Here is a 20,361-nt window from a genome sequence, read left to right as displayed (position 1 = left end):
ATTTACTATTGCGCCTGCATACCTACAATGGGAATTGTAGCCCATTTTGGCATATTTTTCTTCACCTTTGCAACTACAATTGTCATATCATCATGAATATACCCATCACCCGAGCGAATGACTTCTTCCATAATAATGTCAGCAATCTCTTGTGGATCATCTGTTTGCAGCTCTTTAATTTTACGCTTCATCCATACTTCATGATTTTCAACATGTTGCGCCCCTTCGAAAATCCCATCGCTCATCATAATGAGAATATCCCCTGTTTTTAGTTGTTCACCTACAACATCTACTTCAACATCCTCAATAATCCCCATCGGTAAATTACTTGCTTCTATTTTTATAATGTTATTTCCACGCTTCACAAAGCTTGGTGTTGAACCAATTTTTAAAAACTTAGCGCTCGCATCTCGCAAATCTACCATAGCTAAATCAAGCGTCGTAAACATTTCTTCAGTTGTTCTTAAAGAAAGAATCGAATTAATAGCTTTAATTGCAATCTCCTCATCAATACCAGATTGCAATATTTTGTGTAGTAGTTTTACCGTCTCCTTACTTTCCATATGAGCTCTTTGTCCATTACCCATTCCATCGCTTATGGCTAGAGCATATTTTCCTACACTTAAATCCATCATTGCATAAGAGTCTCCAGATACAAATCCTCCCCCCTTAGCTGCTGTGGCAAGTCCTGTATCAAGTGAAAATGTTTTTGCAGACCCAAATGAGATAAGACTATGACCATTTGGATAAGCAGATCGCTCTTCATGTTTAACAACAATATTCTCTTTTAAAATATCAGAAAGCATTGGGGCAACTAACTTTTCGCATTCTCCATGCTCGTTAGACATAGCTGGAATCATCATTTCAATATCGATACTTCCCCTATCTAAACAATAAATATCCACATGCTCTATCTCAACACCAAAATCTCGTAATGCTTGTAAAATTTGTTCTTCTTGTGCTTGATGATTCTCTCTTTCTTTCTGAATTTCTTTCGCAAAGTCCTCCATGACCTTTGAAACACCTAGTAGCTGCTCCGCAACAATTCTACGATTTTCCTTCATTTGTCTTCGCAATTTTTGCCCTTCATAAAAATGATCTAATTCACTCCCTACTAAATCCGTCACTTTCTTTCCTCTTACACAATACTTGTCCCACTCACGAACTAATTTACGATTATGTTGAAGTGTCCCAGCCTCGGTTTCGTCCATAATCTGTTTCATATAATCGTACGTCTTATCAAAATTCACAACCCAACATTGATCTTTCTTAAAACAAGTTTGACATGTTTTCGCAGTAACGGTACTTAAAAACAAATCTGCTTCTTCCTCTTTATCTTCTTCTCCTACATATCCATACACCGAAAAACTATTTGACAATGCGGAAAATACATTTGCAAACTGATTAATTTTATTTGCTGTAACGTCACGCATTCTCCGTAAATATTGCTGCTGATCCTGCGAATGTTCTTGTGTCCCTGGCATAAACTTAGCAATTCGATCTATTATTGTTTTTGGTGTTAACATAAACAACACAATTGCTATACCGGATTCTATTAACGTTGTAATAATACTTGTTTGTTTATCTACATACAATGTAATTAAGCTTGTACCAATCAATAACCCTAAACTTACTCCAATTCGCTTTCCTTCTCTTAACAATCCTCCAAGCAATCCAGAAAAGGCTAATAAACTAAGTTGGGATAGGCTGGATACATTCGCCAAACTTAATATCAATCCAGTTACAACACCCACTGTTGAACCAGTCGCTGCTCCTGCAACGAAGGCAAACAATAATACTAAATATCTCGTAAAAATATGCTGAATAGAAGCGTCATAAATAAACCAATCTGTTGTACCTGTAAGTACAGACGCTAATAATATAATCAAGCAAACAATTTCTTCGGTTTCTAAGGCTTGTTGCTTTCCCCTTCTTTCTGTTAACAACGGAACGCTTTGTAAAAAAATCATCGTCAATACAAAACTAAGTCCTGCTTCTATTGTACTTACAAGCAAATCGTACATGGTAACTGTTTGTTGTGCGAAATAAACAACAATAAGATGTGCGGTTAATGCGGAGATAAAAACTTGAAATGGTACAAGTCCAACAGTTTTGCGTGTAAATCGCTTAAAGAAGATATTATAAATGAAGAAAGTAAAAATAGATGAAAAAGTAAAAAGTAAATTATCTATCGAAACAGAAAGCGCTCCACCCATAAGAGCTAAAAACGCAAGTGCCATCTTATCTCGTTTCATTACATATACAGCAGCAAAAAACGGTAATGCGAATGGTAAAATATTCGTTAATATATATGCTCGTCCTAAAAGAAAGCCGATTAAAACGATTACAAACCCCCATCTAAAGAATACATGCTCCAACTTCATCCTCACCTTACTTGTCCACCTTATTGCGCTAAACTGACCATCACCCATCGCTAATACACTTGTATTCATTGTATCCCGTCCTGCTTTAGGCATATTTTTAACACCACCTGCATAGTTTAATTATTGTCATTATAAAAGATGATGTTTAGGATTTTTGTCAAAACAACAGATATTCTCCTCATAATCGTTCGACTTTTTATTCAAAATAAACCTATATATATACAAATAGCCAAAAAAATAAAATAGAAAATAAATTTTTTCCTGAAATTAAATGGTGTTTTTGTAGAATTATCGAATATATTTATAAAAAAAAGATCATGCAAATTTGCATGATCTTTTTTTAGATGACCCGTACGGGATTCGAACCCGTGTTACCGCCGTGAAAGGGCGGTGTCTTAACCACTTGACCAACGGGCCGTTAAATTAAAATATAGCGGCGGAGGGGATCGAACCCCCGACCTCACGGGTATGAACCGTACGCTCTAGCCAGCTGAGCTACACCGCCATGTCGTCTTATTTAACGGACAATTAGTATCTTATATCAAATTCATTTCAAAGTCAACATATTTGAAAAAGTTTTTTATTCTTTTTTTCACAAATATATTCATATAAAAAAGCGCCCTAAGTAAATTACCCCGGGCACCTCTCTATATGTTAGAAATAAAATGGTTTTATCCGCGACGCGCGCCTCGGCCACCACGTTTAGATTCTGTATTACGCTTTAAAGAAGTTAATCGATCTTCACTATCTTTTAAAAAGCGTGCCATTTTTTGCTCAAACGTTTCTTTCTGGTTGCGGCTATCATTACCACGGTTATCTCTGTTAAAAGAGCGATTGCGTTGTGGACGTCCAGAACGTTGTTCACCGCGTGGACGATCGCCCTCAGTTTTTTCACGTTCTTTAGCTTTCTTTATAGACAGGCCAATTTTCCCATCTTTTTCAACATTAATAACTTTTACTTCTACTTCGTCGCCAACTTTTAAATGATCATTAATATCTTTTACATAATTATCAGCAACTTCACTAATATGAACAAGACCTGTTAAGCCTTCTGGCAGCTCCACAAAAGCCCCAAAATTTGTAATACCTGTTACTTTACCCTGTAACTTGCTGCCTACCTCAATTGACATAAAAAAAATGCTCCTCCTTAGTGGTTAAAAAGTCAAATTTTACTTTATTATATATAATCCTAAAATATAGTGTCAATAAGACATACTCTACTTAGAAACAGGAAAAATTATCTCTCCTTTTCCAGAGAAGAAATAATCCCTTCTAGCAATCTTTAAAACATACTCTTCATCATTCAACTTTTGAATATCACTTTTTAATTTTTTTTCTTCCTTCGTTAGTGCTTCCAATTCCTTCTTCATGTCTTCAACCTTTGCTTCTCGAGCTTTAATAGAACTATTTTGCTGATAAAATGTTACACTAACACTTACAATAATTGTAAAAGCAAAAACAAGAAAAACCGTTAAACGGCGATAAAGTCGCTTCCTGTTGTCATTTGTTTGTATTATATGTTCCCTTACAGAATTTGGATTCTTTTTTTCAATCACTCTTTGTTTCAGTTCCCTCATTTCCGAGGTCCCCCTAACTTCTGTTTTAGCTGCCTCCATATCTTGAAAATATATTCTTTCCATTTCTTCAAATATTCTAGGAGTCCCGCATATTTCTCTATAAAAAGTTTAACATGGTTAGGGAGAAGTTTCCATATGAGTGACGCAATAAATCGAAAAGGCCAGAAAAAAACTTTCCACACAAAAAGTACGATTAAAGTCAAGAACTTCCATAAAACATGTCCGACAGAAAGTAGCATGCGAAATAAAAATAATATAAGTGCAATCATAAGCTGCGTCATGACAACAACCGGCTTGATCAAGAGCTGTTTAATCATTTGAATAGCAAATTGAATCATTTGCATAGAAATGTAAATGAGAAAGTTCAATACCTTCATGTACAATGATTTCAGTAGACTTTGATATGCAGCAAAACCACATAGTAACGCAACAAATACATAAACACGCAGTTCTGCTTCATTTACAAGTAATAATATATAAAAGACAAATAGTGCTTGGACAATCCAAAATAGTATATCATTCATAAATACAATCCATCGTTTACGCTGTTGGCGTTTTAAAAAACGTTGGTATGTATCTAAAGACGCACCAATCCAAGCGCCCATCCCAATCATCGAAAGCATTGTATACAATTGCACCGTTAGACTCATTTAAACAACTTACTAAAGAAGCCTTTAGCTTTCTCCCCTTGATTCTCATCAATATAAAGCATCTCATAAATTTTCCCTTTAATGGATACAATCCCTTTTTCAACATCTAAATTTTTCATCTGCAAATTTTGACCACGAATCGTTAAAAACCCCATGACAGTCTCTAACAAAAATTCTTCACTATCAAAACTCTCTACTTGTTTTACACCGGTAATATCAATTACACGTCTCCCACGCATAATAATATCATGCTCTACAGACCCGTTTTGCTGGTTAGAAGATATAGTTGAATAACTATTATTCACGAAGAATCCCCCCATAGCTTGATATTAGCTAATAGTAATGTATGAGGGGAGAAATAAATTTAGAACAAGCCTTCTTCAGCTTTTACTTTTTCTTCACGAATGACAGTATACATATTAGCAGCATCTTCTTTTTTCGTCGTTTCTTTTAACTCATTTATTTTCACAGTTACTACTTTTTGACCAAATCGAATTGTAAGTTCATCTTCTACCTTCACAACTGAACTTGCTTTTGCAACTTGTCCATTAATTGAAATTCGTCCTTGATCTGCCACTTCTTTTGCCAATGTTCTTCTCTTAATTAAACGTGATACTTTTAAAAATTTATCTAAGCGCATCTCATTTCCCCCTATTTATTCTCTACTTGTTTTGCTTCCTCCCACAAAACGTCTAATTGTTCTAATGTGAATTGTTGTATTTCTTTATTCATCTCAGCTATTTTTGCTTCCATATATAAAAAGCGGCGCATAAATTTTTCATTTGTAACATGAAGTGCTTCTTCTGGATTTAAATTATAATAGCGAGCTATATTAACAAATGCAAACAATACATCACCAAACTCACCTAACATTTTTTCTCGATCCATTTTCTCTACTTCTTGTTGAAACTCTTCCCATTCCTCTAATGCTTTCTCTTTCATCGGCTGAACATCAGCCCAATCAAATCCAACTTTCCCTGCCTTCTTTTGGATTTCATAAGCACGCATTAGTTGCGGTAAGCCTTTCGGTATACCTGCTAAAACAGACTCTCTTACATTTCCTTTTTCTTTCTTCTTAATTTCTTCCCAATTTGAAAGAACGTCCTCCTCATCTTTAACATCTACTTCACCAAATACATGTGGATGACGACGCACCATTTTCTCAGATAGCGTTTGAATGATGTCATCGATAGAGAACCACCCTTCATCTTCTCCAATTTGAGCATGAAGCATAACTTGTAATAATACATCACCAAGCTCTTCAACTAAGTGATCATCGTCTTCTTCATCAATTGCCTCTAATACTTCATATGCTTCTTCTATTAAGTATTTCTTTAAGGATTGATGTGTTTGTTTTTTATCCCAAGGGCAACCATTTGGCCCGCGAAGTTCCGCAATAATTTCGCGCAGCACATCGAATTGTTGATACAACACTTTCCGTTCTTTCACTGGAGGTACATACACACTCGTTAAATTGTTCAGCCTTGTCTCATGATCTAACATATATAACGGTACTTTTTTCACTTCTTCAAAAGATGTCCCTGCCGCTGTTACAATATATACCTCATATTCATCAGGCAACATTTCCATTAATGTCAACTTTACATCCGATGCGACGAATACATCATATACTTGACAAAAAATCAAATGGTGTCGCAATTCCAATTGCCCGCGTTCAAATGAGGTAGCATCAACAAATTGAAATCCCTCAATCGGATCAATTTTCAAGCTAGAAAACATCGGATCGAGAAAGCTTTGTCCACCTTCAATCCGAATCTCAACTTGCTCTTGTTTTCCCTTTTCTAATAGTAATTGAACGGTTCTTTCTGCAACAAGCGGATGACCGGGTACCGCATAAATAATTTCCGTATTTTGCGCTTTTTCTAGCAGTTCTTTTACAATTGTTTCATATACAATTTCAAATGTATCATGCGCTTCATATATATGATCAAAAGCTGTGTACTGAATCCCTTCTTTTTCTAATTCTTCAATCACAGGGTGTTCTTTTGTGCGCACATACATATGCGATGCTTCTTTTATCTTTTTATATACACCCATTGTTAGCTGGTCTAACTCACCAGCTCCTAATCCTAACACTGTAATTACTCCACTCACAGAAGTCACCTCTATCCACTCTTCTTCAAGGAATCTTTTATTTTATCTTGCTTCATAAAAGTTCCCAGTTCTTCTTTTGTAAAAACAGACATTTTCAAAATGAAAAATCCGTATATAAGAACGCCAACTCCTACTCCTAATAAGGCCTCAACTGATGCAAAAATTCGGCTCATATGACCTAAGCTTTCAAATATATTTATAAAAACCATCAATGTAACAGCCATACCTATACCGCTAATCATTACTTTCGTCAATTGCCGCTTTTCAATAAGTGCTTCGTCTACAATTCGAACAAGTAAACCACCGTTTAACAATGCGATACTAAGAAGTGCTAGTACAGTTGCAATCGCAGCCCCTGCTATTCCTATATATGGCATCAATATATAATTAAGTACTACCTTTAAACAACTTCCTAGTACAACAAAAAGCGCTGGCTTTAACGTTTGCCCTAATCCTTGTAAAATAGACGCAGTTGTAATAGATAATGAACTAAATAAAATGGATATAGCTAAAATCGCTAATACACCTGACCCATTACTATTCTCAAATAACATCATATTGGTTGGCTTTATAATGCAAGCTAGTCCAACTGCTGCTGCAAGTCCAATGACAATCGTTATTTTTATCGCCAACTTTACCTTTTCTCTAATAAATACGTAATCTCCTCTTGTTCTTGCCGCTGTAATAAGCGGAATAAGCGAAAGCGAGAACGATGTCGTTACAACTGTCCCAAGCTGCATTAACGGAATACTTCTATCATAAACCCCTTTTAACATTTTAGCGATTTCTGCTGGTTCTCCAGCATGAATAAGCAAAGTATAAAAAGAGAGGGAATCTGCCATTTGAATAAAAATTAAAACTAAATTACTTACACAAATACCAATTCCTTGCCAAAAGAGCATACGAATTATGGCTTTTTTATTTCGAATCCTTTTCCATCTTTGCAAGAAAATTGATTGGAAATCTTGGCGCATATAAAGAAGCAGTATAATCATACCAATCAGCCCACCAGCAACTGATCCAAACATTGCTCCAGCCCCAACTGTATATAAATCAAATCCATGAGCTATAAGAAATAATGATAACAATACAATAATAGATACACGAACACTTTGTTCCATTACCTGCGAAACAGCTGTCGGCATCATCTCATTAAATCCTTGAAAGTATCCTCTTGCTACAGATAAAAAAGGCATCAATAAAAACGAAAACGAAATAACTCTCAGCAATTTATATAGTTGTATATCTCCCATCACTAACGCAATAGTATGAGCACCAAAAAATAAAGTGAAAAAGCCAAGGCTACCAATTCCTAATAAGAACCAAAAAGAAACACAAATGATTTCTTCTGCTTCCTTTCGCCTACCTTGTTCCAAACGTTCCGCTATCATCTTAGAAATAATGATTGGAAAACCATACGTAGCTAGGATTAGGCAAAATCCATAAAAGGGGTAAATCTGCTGATAAATATAAAACCCGATATCCCCCGCTATATTTTGATATGGAATACGGTAAAAGGCGCTTAACACTTTTGTAACAAAACTGGCAACTGTCAATATAATTGCCCCGCGCCAAAAGGCTTGATACTTCTTCGCTTCCATACGAGAAAACTCCTTTTCTATTCTCATCTTCCGTATTATATCACAAAGAAAAAAGCAGAATTCTATTTGAAACAATCTCATCCTGAGCGGATAAAAAATAATAAATATACGAGGAATATAAAAAAGGTAGCAAAAGTAGCTACCCTTTTTATAAATATTTATCTTCACACAACAGTTATATTTTCTAATAAGGAAAAATTCTAATTAGGAAAGGTTATTATTTATAAATGGTTATATTGCTTATTGCTCCATTTGCTTAGCTAAAAAGCCTGCAGCAGTATCTACAGCTTTATGCTCTACCTCAGTTATAACTGTATCCTTCGAGAAAATGATAACAGCTCCAATTGGATCTCCATTGGCGACAATAGGACCAATCGTATAAGAATGAGCCTTTTCAGTTACCCCTTCAATAATTGAAATTTCACTTTCATCTGTCATAATAACAGACTTTCTTTCTTCCATTATCCTTTCAATTAAATCACCGATGCTTTTATTTAAGTATTCTTTTTTAGATACCCCCGCTACAGCAATAACGGAATCTCGATCACATACGAGTACATTATGTCCTAAGCTATCATATAAAGCATCTGCATATTCTTTTGCAAAATCACCTAATTCACTAATTGGAGAATATTTTTTTAAAATCACTTCTCCATCGCGATCAACAAATATTTCTAGTGGATCTCCCTCGCGAATACGTAAAGTTCTACGGATTTCTTTTGGAATTACCACCCTACCTAAATCATCAATTCGACGTACGATTCCAGTTGCTTTCATTCTAATGCTGCCTCTCTTTCTACTGATGATGAAAGTGGTGAAATTACCTGTTCATGTAAAAATCACCAACTGTTAAACATAGTATTTTACACATTAGTTCTTCTATGCACGCCGAATTGCATTTTTTATTTTATTTTAAGCATTTATTGTCTCTTTCTTCACGTCTGGTAAGCCTTTTAATAAATTTTCAGCAATCGTTAACCATTTTGATGTTTCTAATCCATTTATTTTCATACTAACTTTCAAGTGTGGTCCTTCCATTCCAAGTCCAATCATACGTCCAAATTTATTTCCAAGCATAAATAGTTTTCCACCATCAATATTTTGACTTGCTTGTTCCGAGAATAAGAATGTCACCTCAGACTTCGTTTGTTTAATTAATTCAATCTGCTCTTTCATTGCCAACACTTTAATATTTGCAATTTGTAATAAATATCCTACCTCTTGCGGATAATCACCAAATCGATCAATCATTTCTTCTTGTAATTCTTCAATATCTTCAAGTGTAGAAACACCTCTAAATTGTTTGTACATCATAATTTTTTGTTTACTATCTGATATATAGCTATCCGGTAAATATGCATCTACTTCTAAATCAATTTCAACATCAATTGTATTTTCAATGCCCTGTTTTCCTTTTCTTTGTTCAATGGCATCTTTTAACATTTGGGAATATAGATCAAATCCAACCGAATCAATAAATCCATGTTGTTCCGCTCCTAATAAATTCCCTGCACCACGAATAGATAAATCTCGCATTGCAATTTTGAAGCCTGATCCAAGCTCCGTAAATTCCTTAATTGCTTGCAGGCGCTTCTCAGCAACTTCAGATAACACTTTGTCGCGCTTGTATGCAAAATATGCATAAGCAACACGATTTGAACGACCAACTCGGCCACGAAGCTGATACAACTGTGATAATCCCATACGATCTGCATCATACACGATTAATGTATTTACATTGGGAATATCAACGCCCGTTTCAATAATTGTTGTACTTACTAGAACATCATATTGTCCCTCTAAAAATGACAACATGACAGATTCAAGTTCACTTTCATTCATTTTCCCATGTGCATATGTTACACGGGCCTCTGGAACTAACATAGAAATTTCATCTGCTTTTCTTTCAATATCCTCTACACGATTATATAAGAAGTAAATTTGACCACCTCGGGCAAGTTCTCTTTCTATCGCTTCCCGAATTAGTGCAGGGTTATATTCCACTACATACGTTTGTACTGGGAAACGATTTTCTGGCGGTGTTTCAATAACCGATAAATCCCGTACTCCAAGCATAGACATATGAAGTGTACGTGGAATTGGAGTTGCTGTTAACGTTAAAACATCAATATTTGCCTTCAATTGCTTAATTTTTTCCTTATGCGTAACACCAAATCGTTGTTCTTCATCAATAATAAGAAGGCCTAAGTCTTTATATGTTACATCTTTAGATAAGATACGATGTGTCCCAATAACAATATCGACAGTCCCATCTTTCAATCCTTTAATCGTTTCATTTTGTTCTTTACGAGTACGGAAACGACTTAATAACCCGATGTTAATCGGATAGTCTTGAAAACGCTCTCGAATTGTTTCATAGTGTTGTTGCGCAAGAATGGTTGTCGGTACTAAAATTGCAACCTGTTTTTCATCCATAATCGCTTTAAAGGCCGCCCTAATCGCTACTTCTGTCTTTCCATAACCAACATCACCACAAAGAAGACGATCCATTGGTCGACTGCGTTCCATATCTTTTTTAATCTCTTCAATGGAGCGCAATTGATCTTCTGTCTCTTGATATGGGAAAGAAGATTCAAACTCCCGTTGTTCTGCAGTATCTGGTGTAAACGCATATCCTTTTGACGCCTCACGTTCTGCATATAATTTAATCAAATCATCTGCAATATCTTGTACAGATTTTTCTACCTTTGTTTTCACCTTTTTCCAATCATTACCACCAAGTTTGTAAACTTTCGGGTCTTTACCTTCCGACCCTACATATTTTTGAACTTGATCAATTTGTTCAATTGGAACGTATAATTTATCATTTCCTTGATATTTAATATTTAAGTAATCTTTATGAACACCATTAATCTCTAGTGTTTCTATTCCTAAAAATTTACCAATACCATGGTTTACATGAACAACATAATCCCCAACTTTTAGTTCGGAATAGCTTTTAATTCGCTCGGCATTTGATAACTTTTGCTTGCGTCGCGACTTTTTCACCTTTTTATGGAACAGTTCTTTTTCTGTAATGACAACAAGCTTTTGCATCGGCATTTCAAATCCTGCATGTAAATCACCTACAGCAATTTGCAAACGTCCAGGAAGTAATATATCTGTCGATTCTATAATATCTGCCTCAATATCATAATCACTTAATATATGTTGTAATTTCTTGGCACGCTCTTCATCTGTTCCTAAGATAACTGTTGTAAATTGCCCCTCATTCCACCTATCAATTTCTGTTTTCAAGAGTTGCATTTGCCCATGAAAATCCTGCATTGTTTTACATGTCACATTGACAATATTTTGTGGGTGTGTATGTGCAATGTGACGTAAAAATAATGTTAAATACACAAAACTTCTTTTTTTATGGCGCAAAAATTCTTCAAAGGAATGAGAGAATACCAAGTCTTGAATAATAGCCCCTTCACTAAGAAGTGATGTATACCACTCTGCCTCTTCTGTCTCAAGATGCGATGCTGTCTCTTGAACGCGTGAAATTTCATCTAAAATAACTACACCGTTTTCAGGTAAATAATCTATTAGACTAGCAGGTTCCTTGTAGAAAATAGATAAATACTTAAACATTTGCTCTATATTTTGACCATTCTTTAATAACTCTATCTCATGACTAACCGTTTCTAATACTGCTGTCTTAATCTTGTCATCAGATAATTTTTGCATCGTCTTCATTAGCCCTTTTTCAAGATGCTCTATACCTACACGCAACTCTTCTGGTGAAAATACAAACTCCGTCGCTGGTCCAAACTTTACACTTTCTCTTTTATCTTGAGATCGTTGTTCTTCAACATCGAATAAGCGAATCGAATCAACCTCTGTATCAAAAAATTCAATACGAAACGGCAATTCCTCTGTTAAAGGATAAATATCCAATATTCCCCCGCGCAAGCTAAACTCTCCTGGAGCCTCTACCATTGATTTACGCTCATAACCAATATGATGTAAAGTATGAAGCAATGCATCTAAATCAACCTCTTGCCCTAGATTGATTTCAATTTGCTTTTGCTTCCATAACTCCTTCATAGGCAAAAATCTTCGTAATCCAGCAACAGGGGCAACAATGATACCATTCTCTCCCGCCGCTAAACGATTTAACACTTCAATTCGCTGTGCTTTCAGTTCAGGGCTGGCAACACCAACTTCTGATGCAATTAATTCATTCACAGGATACAGCCAGACGTCCTTTTCACCAAGTAATGATACTAAGTCTTCATAGATTTTTTGTGCTTGATATAAATTGTGTGTCACAACAAGTTGAGACTGCTTTGTCTTTTTATATAAAGCAGCCATTAATAAAGAACGGGAGGAAGTTGCCATCCCTGATACCAGTTGCTCTTTTAATCCTTCTTCTAAACCATTTATAATGGATTGAACCTCTTTATTTTTATAAAATTGCTCTAATAATCCTATCATTTTCAAAACTCCTCTCAACGCAAAGAGCAAGTTACTATATTTTTATGCAAATATTTCAGAAAAAGAAAATAGAAAAATGCTTTGGACACGCCAAAGCGATACGATTTATTGCAAAAACTTTTCATATTCATAATACTCAGGGTAAGATGCAAGTGTTTCTTGACATAATTCACAAATTGTTTTTATATATATATTTCCATTCTCATGAAAATGAATCATATTCAATCTTTCTTGCTCTGTCAGTTGAAACAAAACATCGCTGTATACTTTTTCTGCGGTAATGGAACCTACGTGACAACCACAATGCCCACAATAATAATGTCCGTCCATACTATCCTCCTAAAGGTACAATTACTACTAGTATGGATCAAAACATGATAAAATATTCCAATTTATAAAATTAGTTATTAAAATCGTTCATTACTTGAAGAAACGATTTGTTAAGCCACTCCTCACATGCATTAGCAGCTTTCTCAATAGCATGATTTACATCTACCATTTCTTCCGCTGTAAAACGTCCTAGCACATAGTCTACTACCTTCATTCCATTTTTAGGGCGATCAATTCCCATACGAATACGTTGGAACTCTTGTGTTCCTAAATGAGCGATTGTCGACTTTACTCCGTTATGACCACCCGCACTTCCTTTCATACGAAGGCGTAATTTCCCTACAGGAAGATCTAAATCATCATACATAATAATAAAGTCTTCTAAATCAATCTTATAATAATCCATAAGCGGACGGATGCTTTCTCCAGACAAATTCATATATGTAAGCGGCTTTAATAAAATCACTTTTTCGCCATTCACAAAACCTGCTCCAAACATCCCCTTAAACTTTTGTTCATTTAAAGAAATGTTCCATCGCTTCGCAAGTTCATCAATCGCCATAAATCCAATATTATGCCTTGTTAATTCATATTCTCTACCAGGGTTCCCAAGTCCTACTATTAATTTCATTCTTCCACCACTACTTTCTTTCTACGATACGAAAAGACGTAACCAAATTTGGTTACGTCTCATTCTATCCAATTAATTGAATAATACACTTACAGATTCTTCTTCGTACACACGAATGATTGCTTCTCCAATTAATGGAGCAACAGAAAGTTCGTGTACTTTGTCAATTTTCTTCTCTTCTGGTAATACGATAGAGTTCGTTACTACCAACTCTTTAATATTTGAATTTTCAATGCGCTCAATTGCTGGACCAGATAAAACTGGGTGTGTACAGCAAGCATATACTTCAGAAGCACCATTCTCAACAAGAGCGTTTGCTGCTAATGTAATTGTACCAGCTGTATCAATAATGTCATCAATTAAGATTGCTGTTTTTCCTTCGATATTACCGATAATGTTCATTACCTCAGCTACGTTCGGACGAGGACGACGCTTATCAATAATAGCGATTGGCGCTTTTAAGCGATCAGCCATTTTTCTTGCACGTGTTACACCACCATGGTCAGGAGACACAATTACGATATCTTTAAGACCTTTGGACTCAAAGTAATCAGAAAGAATTGGTACACCCATTAAGTGGTCAATTGGGATATCAAAGAATCCTTGAATTTGTGGAGCGTGTAAATCTAGAGTAATTACACGAGTTGCACCTGCTGTTTCAAGCAAGTTTGCTACAAGTTTCGATGTAATCGGTTCACGAGAACGTGCTTTACGATCCTGACGTGCATAACCATAGTAAGGAATTACAATATTAATTGTTTTTGCAGAGGCACGTTTTAATGCATCAATCATAATAAGTAGTTCCATGATATGTTCGTTTACTGGAAAACTTGTAGATTGAATAATGAATACATCACAACCACGAATACTTTCTTCAATGTTAATTTGAACTTCTCCATCGCTAAAACGGTCAACAGAACATTTCCCTAACTCAACTCCAATATGCTTTGCAATTTGCTCAGCAAGTTCCTTGTTAGAGTTTAAAGAGAATACTTTCAAATTAGAATTTAGATATTGAGTTGACATCTAGATTAACCCTCCACATTATGATTTTTTCTTATTCAGCAATTGATCAACATAATCTTCTTTGTTAACTTGACGCGCACGTGCAATTGATAATGCTTTTGATGGAACATTCTCTGTAATTGTAGAGCCTGCTGCCACATACGCACCATCTTCAACTGTTACAGGAGCAACAAGGTTTGAGTTACAACCAATAAATACGCCATCTCCAATAACTGTTTTGAATTTATTCTTGCCATCATAATTCACTGTAATTGAACCACAACCAAGATTCACGTTTTCTCCAATTTGTGCATCCCCGATATAACTTAAGTGTGAAGCTTTACTTCCATTACCAAAAACAGTTTTCTTGATTTCTACGAAATTTCCAACGCGTACTTCATTACCAATAACGGAATCTGGACGAATATGTGCAAATGGACCAACTGATACTTCTGTACCAATCTTGCTGTCATGCACAGTAGATTGACGAATTGTTGTACCGTCTCCAATTTCACTATCACGAATAACCGTATGTGGTCCAATTTCACAATCAGACCCAATTACAGTCTTGCCCTCAATAATTGTGCCTGGATGAATAACTGTATCACTACCAATAATTGCATCTGCAGAAATATATGTGTTACTTGGATCTATAATTGTAACACCATTTACCATGTTCTTATGATTGATACGATTCTTCATAATGACTTCCGCTTGCGATAGAGCGACTCTGTCGTTTACACCTAACGTTTCATCAAAATGCTCCGTTTGATAAGCCGATACAATATGCCCTTCACCTTTCAAAATTTCAATAACATCTGGAAGGTAGTATTCACCTTGTGCATTATCATTTGAAACTTTAGAAAGTGACGCAAATAGCGCTTTATTATCAAAACAATACGTACCTGTATTAATCTCTTTAATAGTTAGCTCTACTTCATTTGCATCTTTGTGCTCAACAATTTTTTCAACATGACCATTTTCATTACGAACAATACGACCATATCCAGCAGGCTCTTCTATGTATGCCGTTAGCACTGTAGCTTTAGCTCCTGCTTCCTCATGATGTTTTAACAATGCTTCCATTGTTTCTGCAGTTATAAGCGGCGTATCACCACAAATAACCAAAGTTGTTCCTTCTTCATTTGCAAGGATATCAGCAGCCCGATCGACAGCGTGTGCTGTACCAAGTTGTTCTGCTTGTAATGCAAATTCACTTACGTTTCCTAGTTGTTCTTGTACTTTTTCAGCACCATGTCCCACTACCGTCACAAGTTTCTGCAATCCTAATTGAGATACTTGATCCACTACATGCTGTACCATTGGTTTTCCGCATACAGGATGAAGCACTTTGTATAGCTTGGACTTCATACGCGTGCCCTTACCTGCAGCCAGAATCACTGCAAATCTGTTTGACATATAGACCCTCCATCGCAACCTATTTATCCATTAAAGATATTATCCTAAATCATTATATATTTCAAGAAACACAGCATAACTATTAAATTTTACCATAATTCTTATAAAATGGTTTACTCTTGCGTATCTTTTTTTAGAAATAAGCCATACTATTTTAATGGAGTCGAACTTTCTCCATCTTCTTTTCAGTTTGAGGAGGTAACCATCTCGGTTAAAATGGTAAAAAAAAACAAACCCCTGTAAACAATTACAGGAGTTTGTTACAAAATTATAGAGCTCTCATTTTATGAAAAGAGCCCTTTTTATTCGAATTTTACGAAGCTCCAGCTTCTTCAAACTCAACCTCTTCCAACTCGCCTAAACGGTGATACTCAGTTAAAACCGCATCTTGAATTTTTGAGCGTGTGTTAGAATTAATTGGATGAGCAATATCACGAAACTCTCCATCTGGAGTACGTTTACTTGGCATTGCTACAAATAATCCATTATTGCCATCAATTACACGAATATCATGAACAACAAACTCATGGTCTAGAGTAATAGAGGCAATCGCCCTCATACGGCCTTCTGTGTTTACGCGGCGTAATCTTACGTCAGTCACTTCCATCTTGTGTTCACCACCCTTTTCTAAATAAGCGATATGTTTGTATAAATTCCACAAATTTTCTATTTCTCCTCCAATTTTTTAAAAATTTTTAAGATAAAAATTTTTAAAAGAATGGAATATGAGGATTAACAATAGATATCGCTTACAACGATTTATTTCAAAAGGGCAATTACTTCTATCTCGACAGAAACATCTTTCGGTAATTTCGCAACTTGTACACAAGAACGAGCTGGTTTATGCGTAGAAAAATAAGATGCATATACTTCATTCACATCATTAAAATCATCCATGTCTTTCAAAAATACAGTTGTTTTTACTACCGTATCCCATGATGCCCCAGCTTCTTCTAATACAGCTTGTAAATTTTGAAATACTTGTTCAGTTTGTACTTTTACATCTCCTGTTACAAGTTCCCCATTTGCCGTTAAGGGAATTTGACCTGAACTGTAAAACATATTGTTCACAACAATTCCTTGTGAATATGGTCCAATGGCTTGTGGCGCCTTATTTGTTTGAACAATTTTCATCACTTTTCACCCTTTAACTTTTTATTGTTATACAAATACCCTACCTACACAAATTCATGAGTCTATAAACAGAACGAAACTTGCTAGTAGGCGATAGAGCTTTAGTTATTACAGAAAGTCCTATCGTCTACTAGCATCTTTAACTATAAAAAAGATAAAGCCCTTTGCCTTACCTTTTTTATTCTGCTCCTACAAGTTCCTCATCAAATGGGACAAGTGAATAGTTTCCCTTCTCCACTTGAATTGTTTTTTCTTTAATATCTACTTCTGACAAACGAATCAATGAGACAAAATTATTAATGAGTCTTTCTTCGATGTCTGTAGATTCTACTAACACACCAATTCCGACTACATTCGCCTTAAACTCTTCTAACATGCTAATCATACCTTGAATCGTTCCGCCAGCTTTCATAAAGTCATCAATAATTAACACATTAGCTCCTTCTGGTAAGCTGCGTTTTGCTAATGTCATTGTTTGAATTCGCTTAGATGAACCTGATACGTAATTAATACTAACTGTCGGTCCTTCTGTTACCTTATTATCTTTCCTTGCAATGACTACCGGTACATCTAAATAGTTTGCTACTGCGTAAGCAAGTGGAATTCCCTTCGTTGCTACAGTCATAACTGCGTCGATAGGTTGTCTTGCAAAAACAGAAGCAAATAAACGCCCTGCGCCATTAATATGACGCGGATTACTCAAAAGATCAGTCATATATAAGTATCCACCTGGTAAAATACGATCTGGATTCTCAAATAAACTACATAGTTCACTAATAACCAGATTCGCCTCTTCTTCACTTATATATGGAATATATTTCACTCCTCCTGCTGCTCCTGGTATCGTTTGCAATGTGCCGACCCCTTGCTGTTCAAACGTTTGCTTAATAATAACTAAATCTTCACTAATAGAAGATTTAGCGGATTGATACCGTTCAGCAAAAAAAGTGAGAGAAACTAGCTGACGAGGATTTTGTAGCAAATAATAAGTCATATCGACTAATCTTGTACTTCGTCTAATTTTCACACTCTCACCTCAAATCACGAATATTCTAAACAAATAATAACGTATTATACGCCTTTATTCAAGCGTTTCTCGCTCTCCTAATAGGCGTACAGCATATACCTGTTCACAAAACCCTTTTAATCCATTATAGATACGATGCATTCTCGAATCATGATGCACAAGTCCAAACACCGTTGGACCACTGCCGCTCATTAAAACCGCATCTGCCCCAAATCGCTTCATCCGTGTTTTAATACGTGCAACTTCAGGATGCATCGCAAATGTCACATCCTCCAATACGTTGCCAACAGCATTACAAATCCCCTGATAATCACCACGATTAATCGCTTCGGCCATTTGATCGACGTCAGGGTGTGTAACACGATTCAACTTTAAATTTCCATATACGTCAGCAGTCGACACACCGATATGCGGCTTCGCTAAAATAACCCAGCAAGATGGAGGTGTTTTTATATGTTCAATCTTCTCTCCTCTTCCTGTTGCAATTGCCGTTCCTCCATACACACAAAAAGATACATCGGATCCAATCTCTGCGCCAAGTTCCGCTAGTTCATCCATTGTAAGTCCTAAATTCCATATTTTATTAAGGCCACGTAATGTAGCAGCTGCATCGCTGCTTCCACCTGCTAACCCTGCTGCCACCGGAATTGTTTTTTCAATCGCAATAGATACACCTTGTTTTACCTGATATTTTTCTTTTAATAATTTTGCTGCCTGATAAGCCAAGTTACGTTGGTCGTCTGGGACATATCGATTATGAGACACGATTTCAATACGGTCTTCCGTTAACTCTGTTAGCTCTAAACGATCGGCTAAATCGATTGTTGTCATAATCATTTTTACTTCATGATAGCCGTCTTGTCTTTTTCCCAGTACATCTAACGACAAATTAATCTTTGCTGGTGCTTTCACTAGTAGCTTCAATCTATTCACCCACTCTATGTACTCAATCTTTTATCGTTTATTTTACCATAAATTTATAGTAAGACGATGACACTTCCCTAATTATAACGAAAAGCATGTAGAATGAAACTACTTATGCAAAATGATGACACCTTTTGGCGTGCAAAAAGCCGAGGATTTTCACCTCGGCTACCGCAGCATAGGAATATGTTACAACTACTGATTTTGTTTCATTAATTGCTTCTCAGCAATTTCAATAGCCCGTTTCACCATATTACCAGCATCTTTCGCACGAATTCCGCCCCATCCTTCTTTCTGAACAACATCGTAAAATCCAAGCTCTTTTGCCAGCTCTTCTTTAAATCGATTTGACATGACTCCTCTTCGTCTACTCAATGCAAATTACCTCCTTATTTTGCTACGGTATAGTTAGTATGCAAAAACATAAAACGTTTCATTTGTGGGAAAATATGTAACACGTCATATAATTAACCTAAAAACACCTCATTATGAGGGTCATCATAAAATGTTAATTCCACTGTTTCTGTTAAAACATCTGCATAACTATAGGAAACACGCTGTAATGTATCTTCTTGTTGATCGAGCTGCACAACAAACACAGAACGATATGTCTCTGCTAATACACCCGATTGCTCTACCGTTTTTCTTCTACCACTATTCGCCTTTAACATAAGACGCTTTCCAAGATGATGATCTAATTCGTTTTTAATTTCATCTAAACGTTTTGCCATATGCTTAGCTACACCTCGCTGTAATTTAGAGTGAATACTTAAGAACACATGATCCCTCTATCCTAATGATACAGTGCAACTTTAATGAGTGGGTGCTTTCTTCATCCCCACTCATTATAAGCTCTCACCAATCGGGCTGTTACAGGCAGTAAGGATCCCACCTATCTTCCTTGCTTCTCTCTGGATCTTGAGGTAGGATTGCCCATTCATGCTGGATAAATTACACGAACAAGCCCTATTATTAGCTGCGCTTACTGCCTTTGAATAGATAGAAGAAGTACTATATTATAAAAGTATTATTTATAGTTTGTTCGTTCCTATCTTCTTTTATCCAAACACCCATAAAACATTAAGTATAGATATATAATTATAGGCATTATATTCCACCTA

At 35.9% G+C, this 20,361-nt stretch carries 20 protein-coding genes and 2 tRNA genes; all 22 read right to left on the bottom strand.

The annotated features are described in order from the left end of the window. Nucleotides 1-5: 5 nt before the first annotated feature. The 22 genes from spoIIE to veg all read right to left on the bottom strand — a co-directional run bounded on the left by spoIIE (nt 6) and on the right by veg (nt 19,971). Nucleotides 6-2,477 (bottom strand): stage II sporulation protein E, encoded by a 2,472-nt coding sequence (gene spoIIE, locus MR059_RS20400; RefSeq protein WP_140388374.1) that lies wholly within the window; start codon nt 2,475-2,477, stop codon nt 6-8. A 252-nt stretch (nt 2,478-2,729) separates the two neighbouring features. Further along, a tRNA-Glu gene (locus tag MR059_RS20395) sits at nt 2,730-2,801 on the bottom strand. Between the two features lie 14 nt (nt 2,802-2,815). Next, nucleotides 2,816-2,889: transfer RNA gene (locus tag MR059_RS20390), tRNA-Met, on the bottom strand. Nucleotides 2,890-3,055: 166 nt separating this feature from the next. Further along, a complete protein-coding gene (locus tag MR059_RS20385) occupies nt 3,056-3,514 on the bottom strand; it encodes a S1 domain-containing RNA-binding protein (RefSeq protein ID WP_011983200.1) in 459 nt (152 codons plus the stop codon). 87 nt (nt 3,515-3,601) lie between these two features. Continuing rightward, a complete protein-coding gene (gene divIC / locus MR059_RS20380) occupies nt 3,602-3,961 on the bottom strand; it encodes a cell division protein DivIC (RefSeq protein ID WP_011983199.1) in 360 nt (119 codons plus the stop codon). After that, nucleotides 3,958-4,611 (bottom strand): spore cortex biosynthesis protein YabQ, encoded by a 654-nt coding sequence (yabQ, locus tag MR059_RS20375; RefSeq protein WP_041809349.1) that lies wholly within the window; start codon nt 4,609-4,611, stop codon nt 3,958-3,960. Before yabQ ends, divIC begins: the two co-directional genes overlap by 4 nt. Beyond that, complete coding sequence (yabP, locus tag MR059_RS20370) at nt 4,608-4,916, bottom strand: sporulation protein YabP (protein WP_011983197.1); 309 nt, start codon at nt 4,914-4,916, stop codon at nt 4,608-4,610. Before yabP ends, yabQ begins: the two co-directional genes overlap by 4 nt. 59 nt (nt 4,917-4,975) lie before the next feature. Then, nucleotides 4,976-5,251 (bottom strand): RNA-binding S4 domain-containing protein, encoded by a 276-nt coding sequence (locus tag MR059_RS20365; protein WP_011983196.1) that lies wholly within the window; start codon nt 5,249-5,251, stop codon nt 4,976-4,978. 11 nt (nt 5,252-5,262) lie between these two features. Then, nucleotides 5,263-6,726 (bottom strand): bifunctional methyltransferase/pyrophosphohydrolase YabN, encoded by a 1,464-nt coding sequence (gene yabN, locus MR059_RS20360; RefSeq protein ID WP_011983195.1) that lies wholly within the window; start codon nt 6,724-6,726, stop codon nt 5,263-5,265. Nucleotides 6,727-6,737: 11 nt separating this feature from the next. After that, nucleotides 6,738-8,327, bottom strand: a complete 1,590-nt coding sequence (locus MR059_RS20355) for a putative polysaccharide biosynthesis protein (protein WP_011983194.1) — start codon at nt 8,325-8,327, stop codon at nt 6,738-6,740. Nucleotides 8,328-8,567: 240 nt separating this feature from the next. Further along, nucleotides 8,568-9,104: a stage V sporulation protein T gene (spoVT, locus tag MR059_RS20350; RefSeq protein WP_011983193.1), complete on the bottom strand. Its 537-nt coding sequence runs from the start codon at nt 9,102-9,104 to the stop codon at nt 8,568-8,570. 135 nt (nt 9,105-9,239) lie between these two features. Then, nucleotides 9,240-12,770, bottom strand: a complete 3,531-nt coding sequence (mfd, locus tag MR059_RS20345) for a transcription-repair coupling factor (RefSeq protein ID WP_011983192.1) — start codon at nt 12,768-12,770, stop codon at nt 9,240-9,242. 105 nt (nt 12,771-12,875) lie between these two features. Beyond that, nucleotides 12,876-13,100: an anti-sigma-F factor Fin gene (locus MR059_RS20340; protein ID WP_011983191.1), complete on the bottom strand. Its 225-nt coding sequence runs from the start codon at nt 13,098-13,100 to the stop codon at nt 12,876-12,878. 70 nt (nt 13,101-13,170) lie between these two features. After that, the gene (gene pth, locus MR059_RS20335; RefSeq protein WP_011983190.1) at nt 13,171-13,731 is read right to left on the bottom strand and encodes an aminoacyl-tRNA hydrolase; all 561 of its coding nucleotides are present in this window, start codon (nt 13,729-13,731) and stop codon (nt 13,171-13,173) included. Between the two features lie 72 nt (nt 13,732-13,803). Continuing rightward, nucleotides 13,804-14,757, bottom strand: coding sequence for a ribose-phosphate diphosphokinase (locus MR059_RS20330; RefSeq protein WP_011983189.1), 954 nt, complete (start codon nt 14,755-14,757; stop codon nt 13,804-13,806). A gap of 18 nt (nt 14,758-14,775) precedes the next feature. Continuing rightward, nucleotides 14,776-16,155, bottom strand: a complete 1,380-nt coding sequence (gene glmU / locus MR059_RS20325; RefSeq protein ID WP_011983188.1) for a bifunctional UDP-N-acetylglucosamine diphosphorylase/glucosamine-1-phosphate N-acetyltransferase GlmU — start codon at nt 16,153-16,155, stop codon at nt 14,776-14,778. A 313-nt stretch (nt 16,156-16,468) separates the two neighbouring features. Next, a complete protein-coding gene (gene spoVG, locus MR059_RS20320; protein WP_000454042.1) occupies nt 16,469-16,762 on the bottom strand; it encodes a septation regulator SpoVG in 294 nt (97 codons plus the stop codon). 152 nt (nt 16,763-16,914) lie between these two features. Further along, nucleotides 16,915-17,289, bottom strand: a complete 375-nt coding sequence (locus MR059_RS20315) for a RidA family protein (RefSeq protein WP_242162000.1) — start codon at nt 17,287-17,289, stop codon at nt 16,915-16,917. A 178-nt stretch (nt 17,290-17,467) separates the two neighbouring features. After that, complete coding sequence (purR, locus tag MR059_RS20310) at nt 17,468-18,316, bottom strand: pur operon repressor (protein WP_011983186.1); 849 nt, start codon at nt 18,314-18,316, stop codon at nt 17,468-17,470. Nucleotides 18,317-18,370: 54 nt separating this feature from the next. Beyond that, entirely contained in the window at nt 18,371-19,240 is an 870-nt protein-coding gene (gene ispE, locus MR059_RS20305) for a 4-(cytidine 5'-diphospho)-2-C-methyl-D-erythritol kinase (protein WP_011983185.1), read from the bottom strand. 195 nt (nt 19,241-19,435) lie between these two features. After that, on the bottom strand, nt 19,436-19,615 hold the full coding sequence (gene sspF / locus MR059_RS20300; RefSeq protein WP_011983184.1) for an acid-soluble spore protein SspF: 180 nt from the start codon (nt 19,613-19,615) through the stop codon (nt 19,436-19,438). Nucleotides 19,616-19,707: 92 nt separating this feature from the next. Beyond that, the gene (gene veg / locus MR059_RS20295; protein WP_041810172.1) at nt 19,708-19,971 is read right to left on the bottom strand and encodes a biofilm formation stimulator Veg; all 264 of its coding nucleotides are present in this window, start codon (nt 19,969-19,971) and stop codon (nt 19,708-19,710) included. Between the last annotated feature and the right edge of the window lie 390 nt (nt 19,972-20,361).

Origin of the sequence: Bacillus cereus group sp. BfR-BA-01522 (assembly GCF_022662635.1) — a bacterium.
GTDB lineage: Bacteria > Bacillota > Bacilli > Bacillales > Bacillaceae_G > Bacillus_A > Bacillus_A cytotoxicus.
The sequence above is the reverse complement of the archived record's forward strand: the minus strand, read 5'-3'. Positions and strand labels throughout refer to the sequence as shown.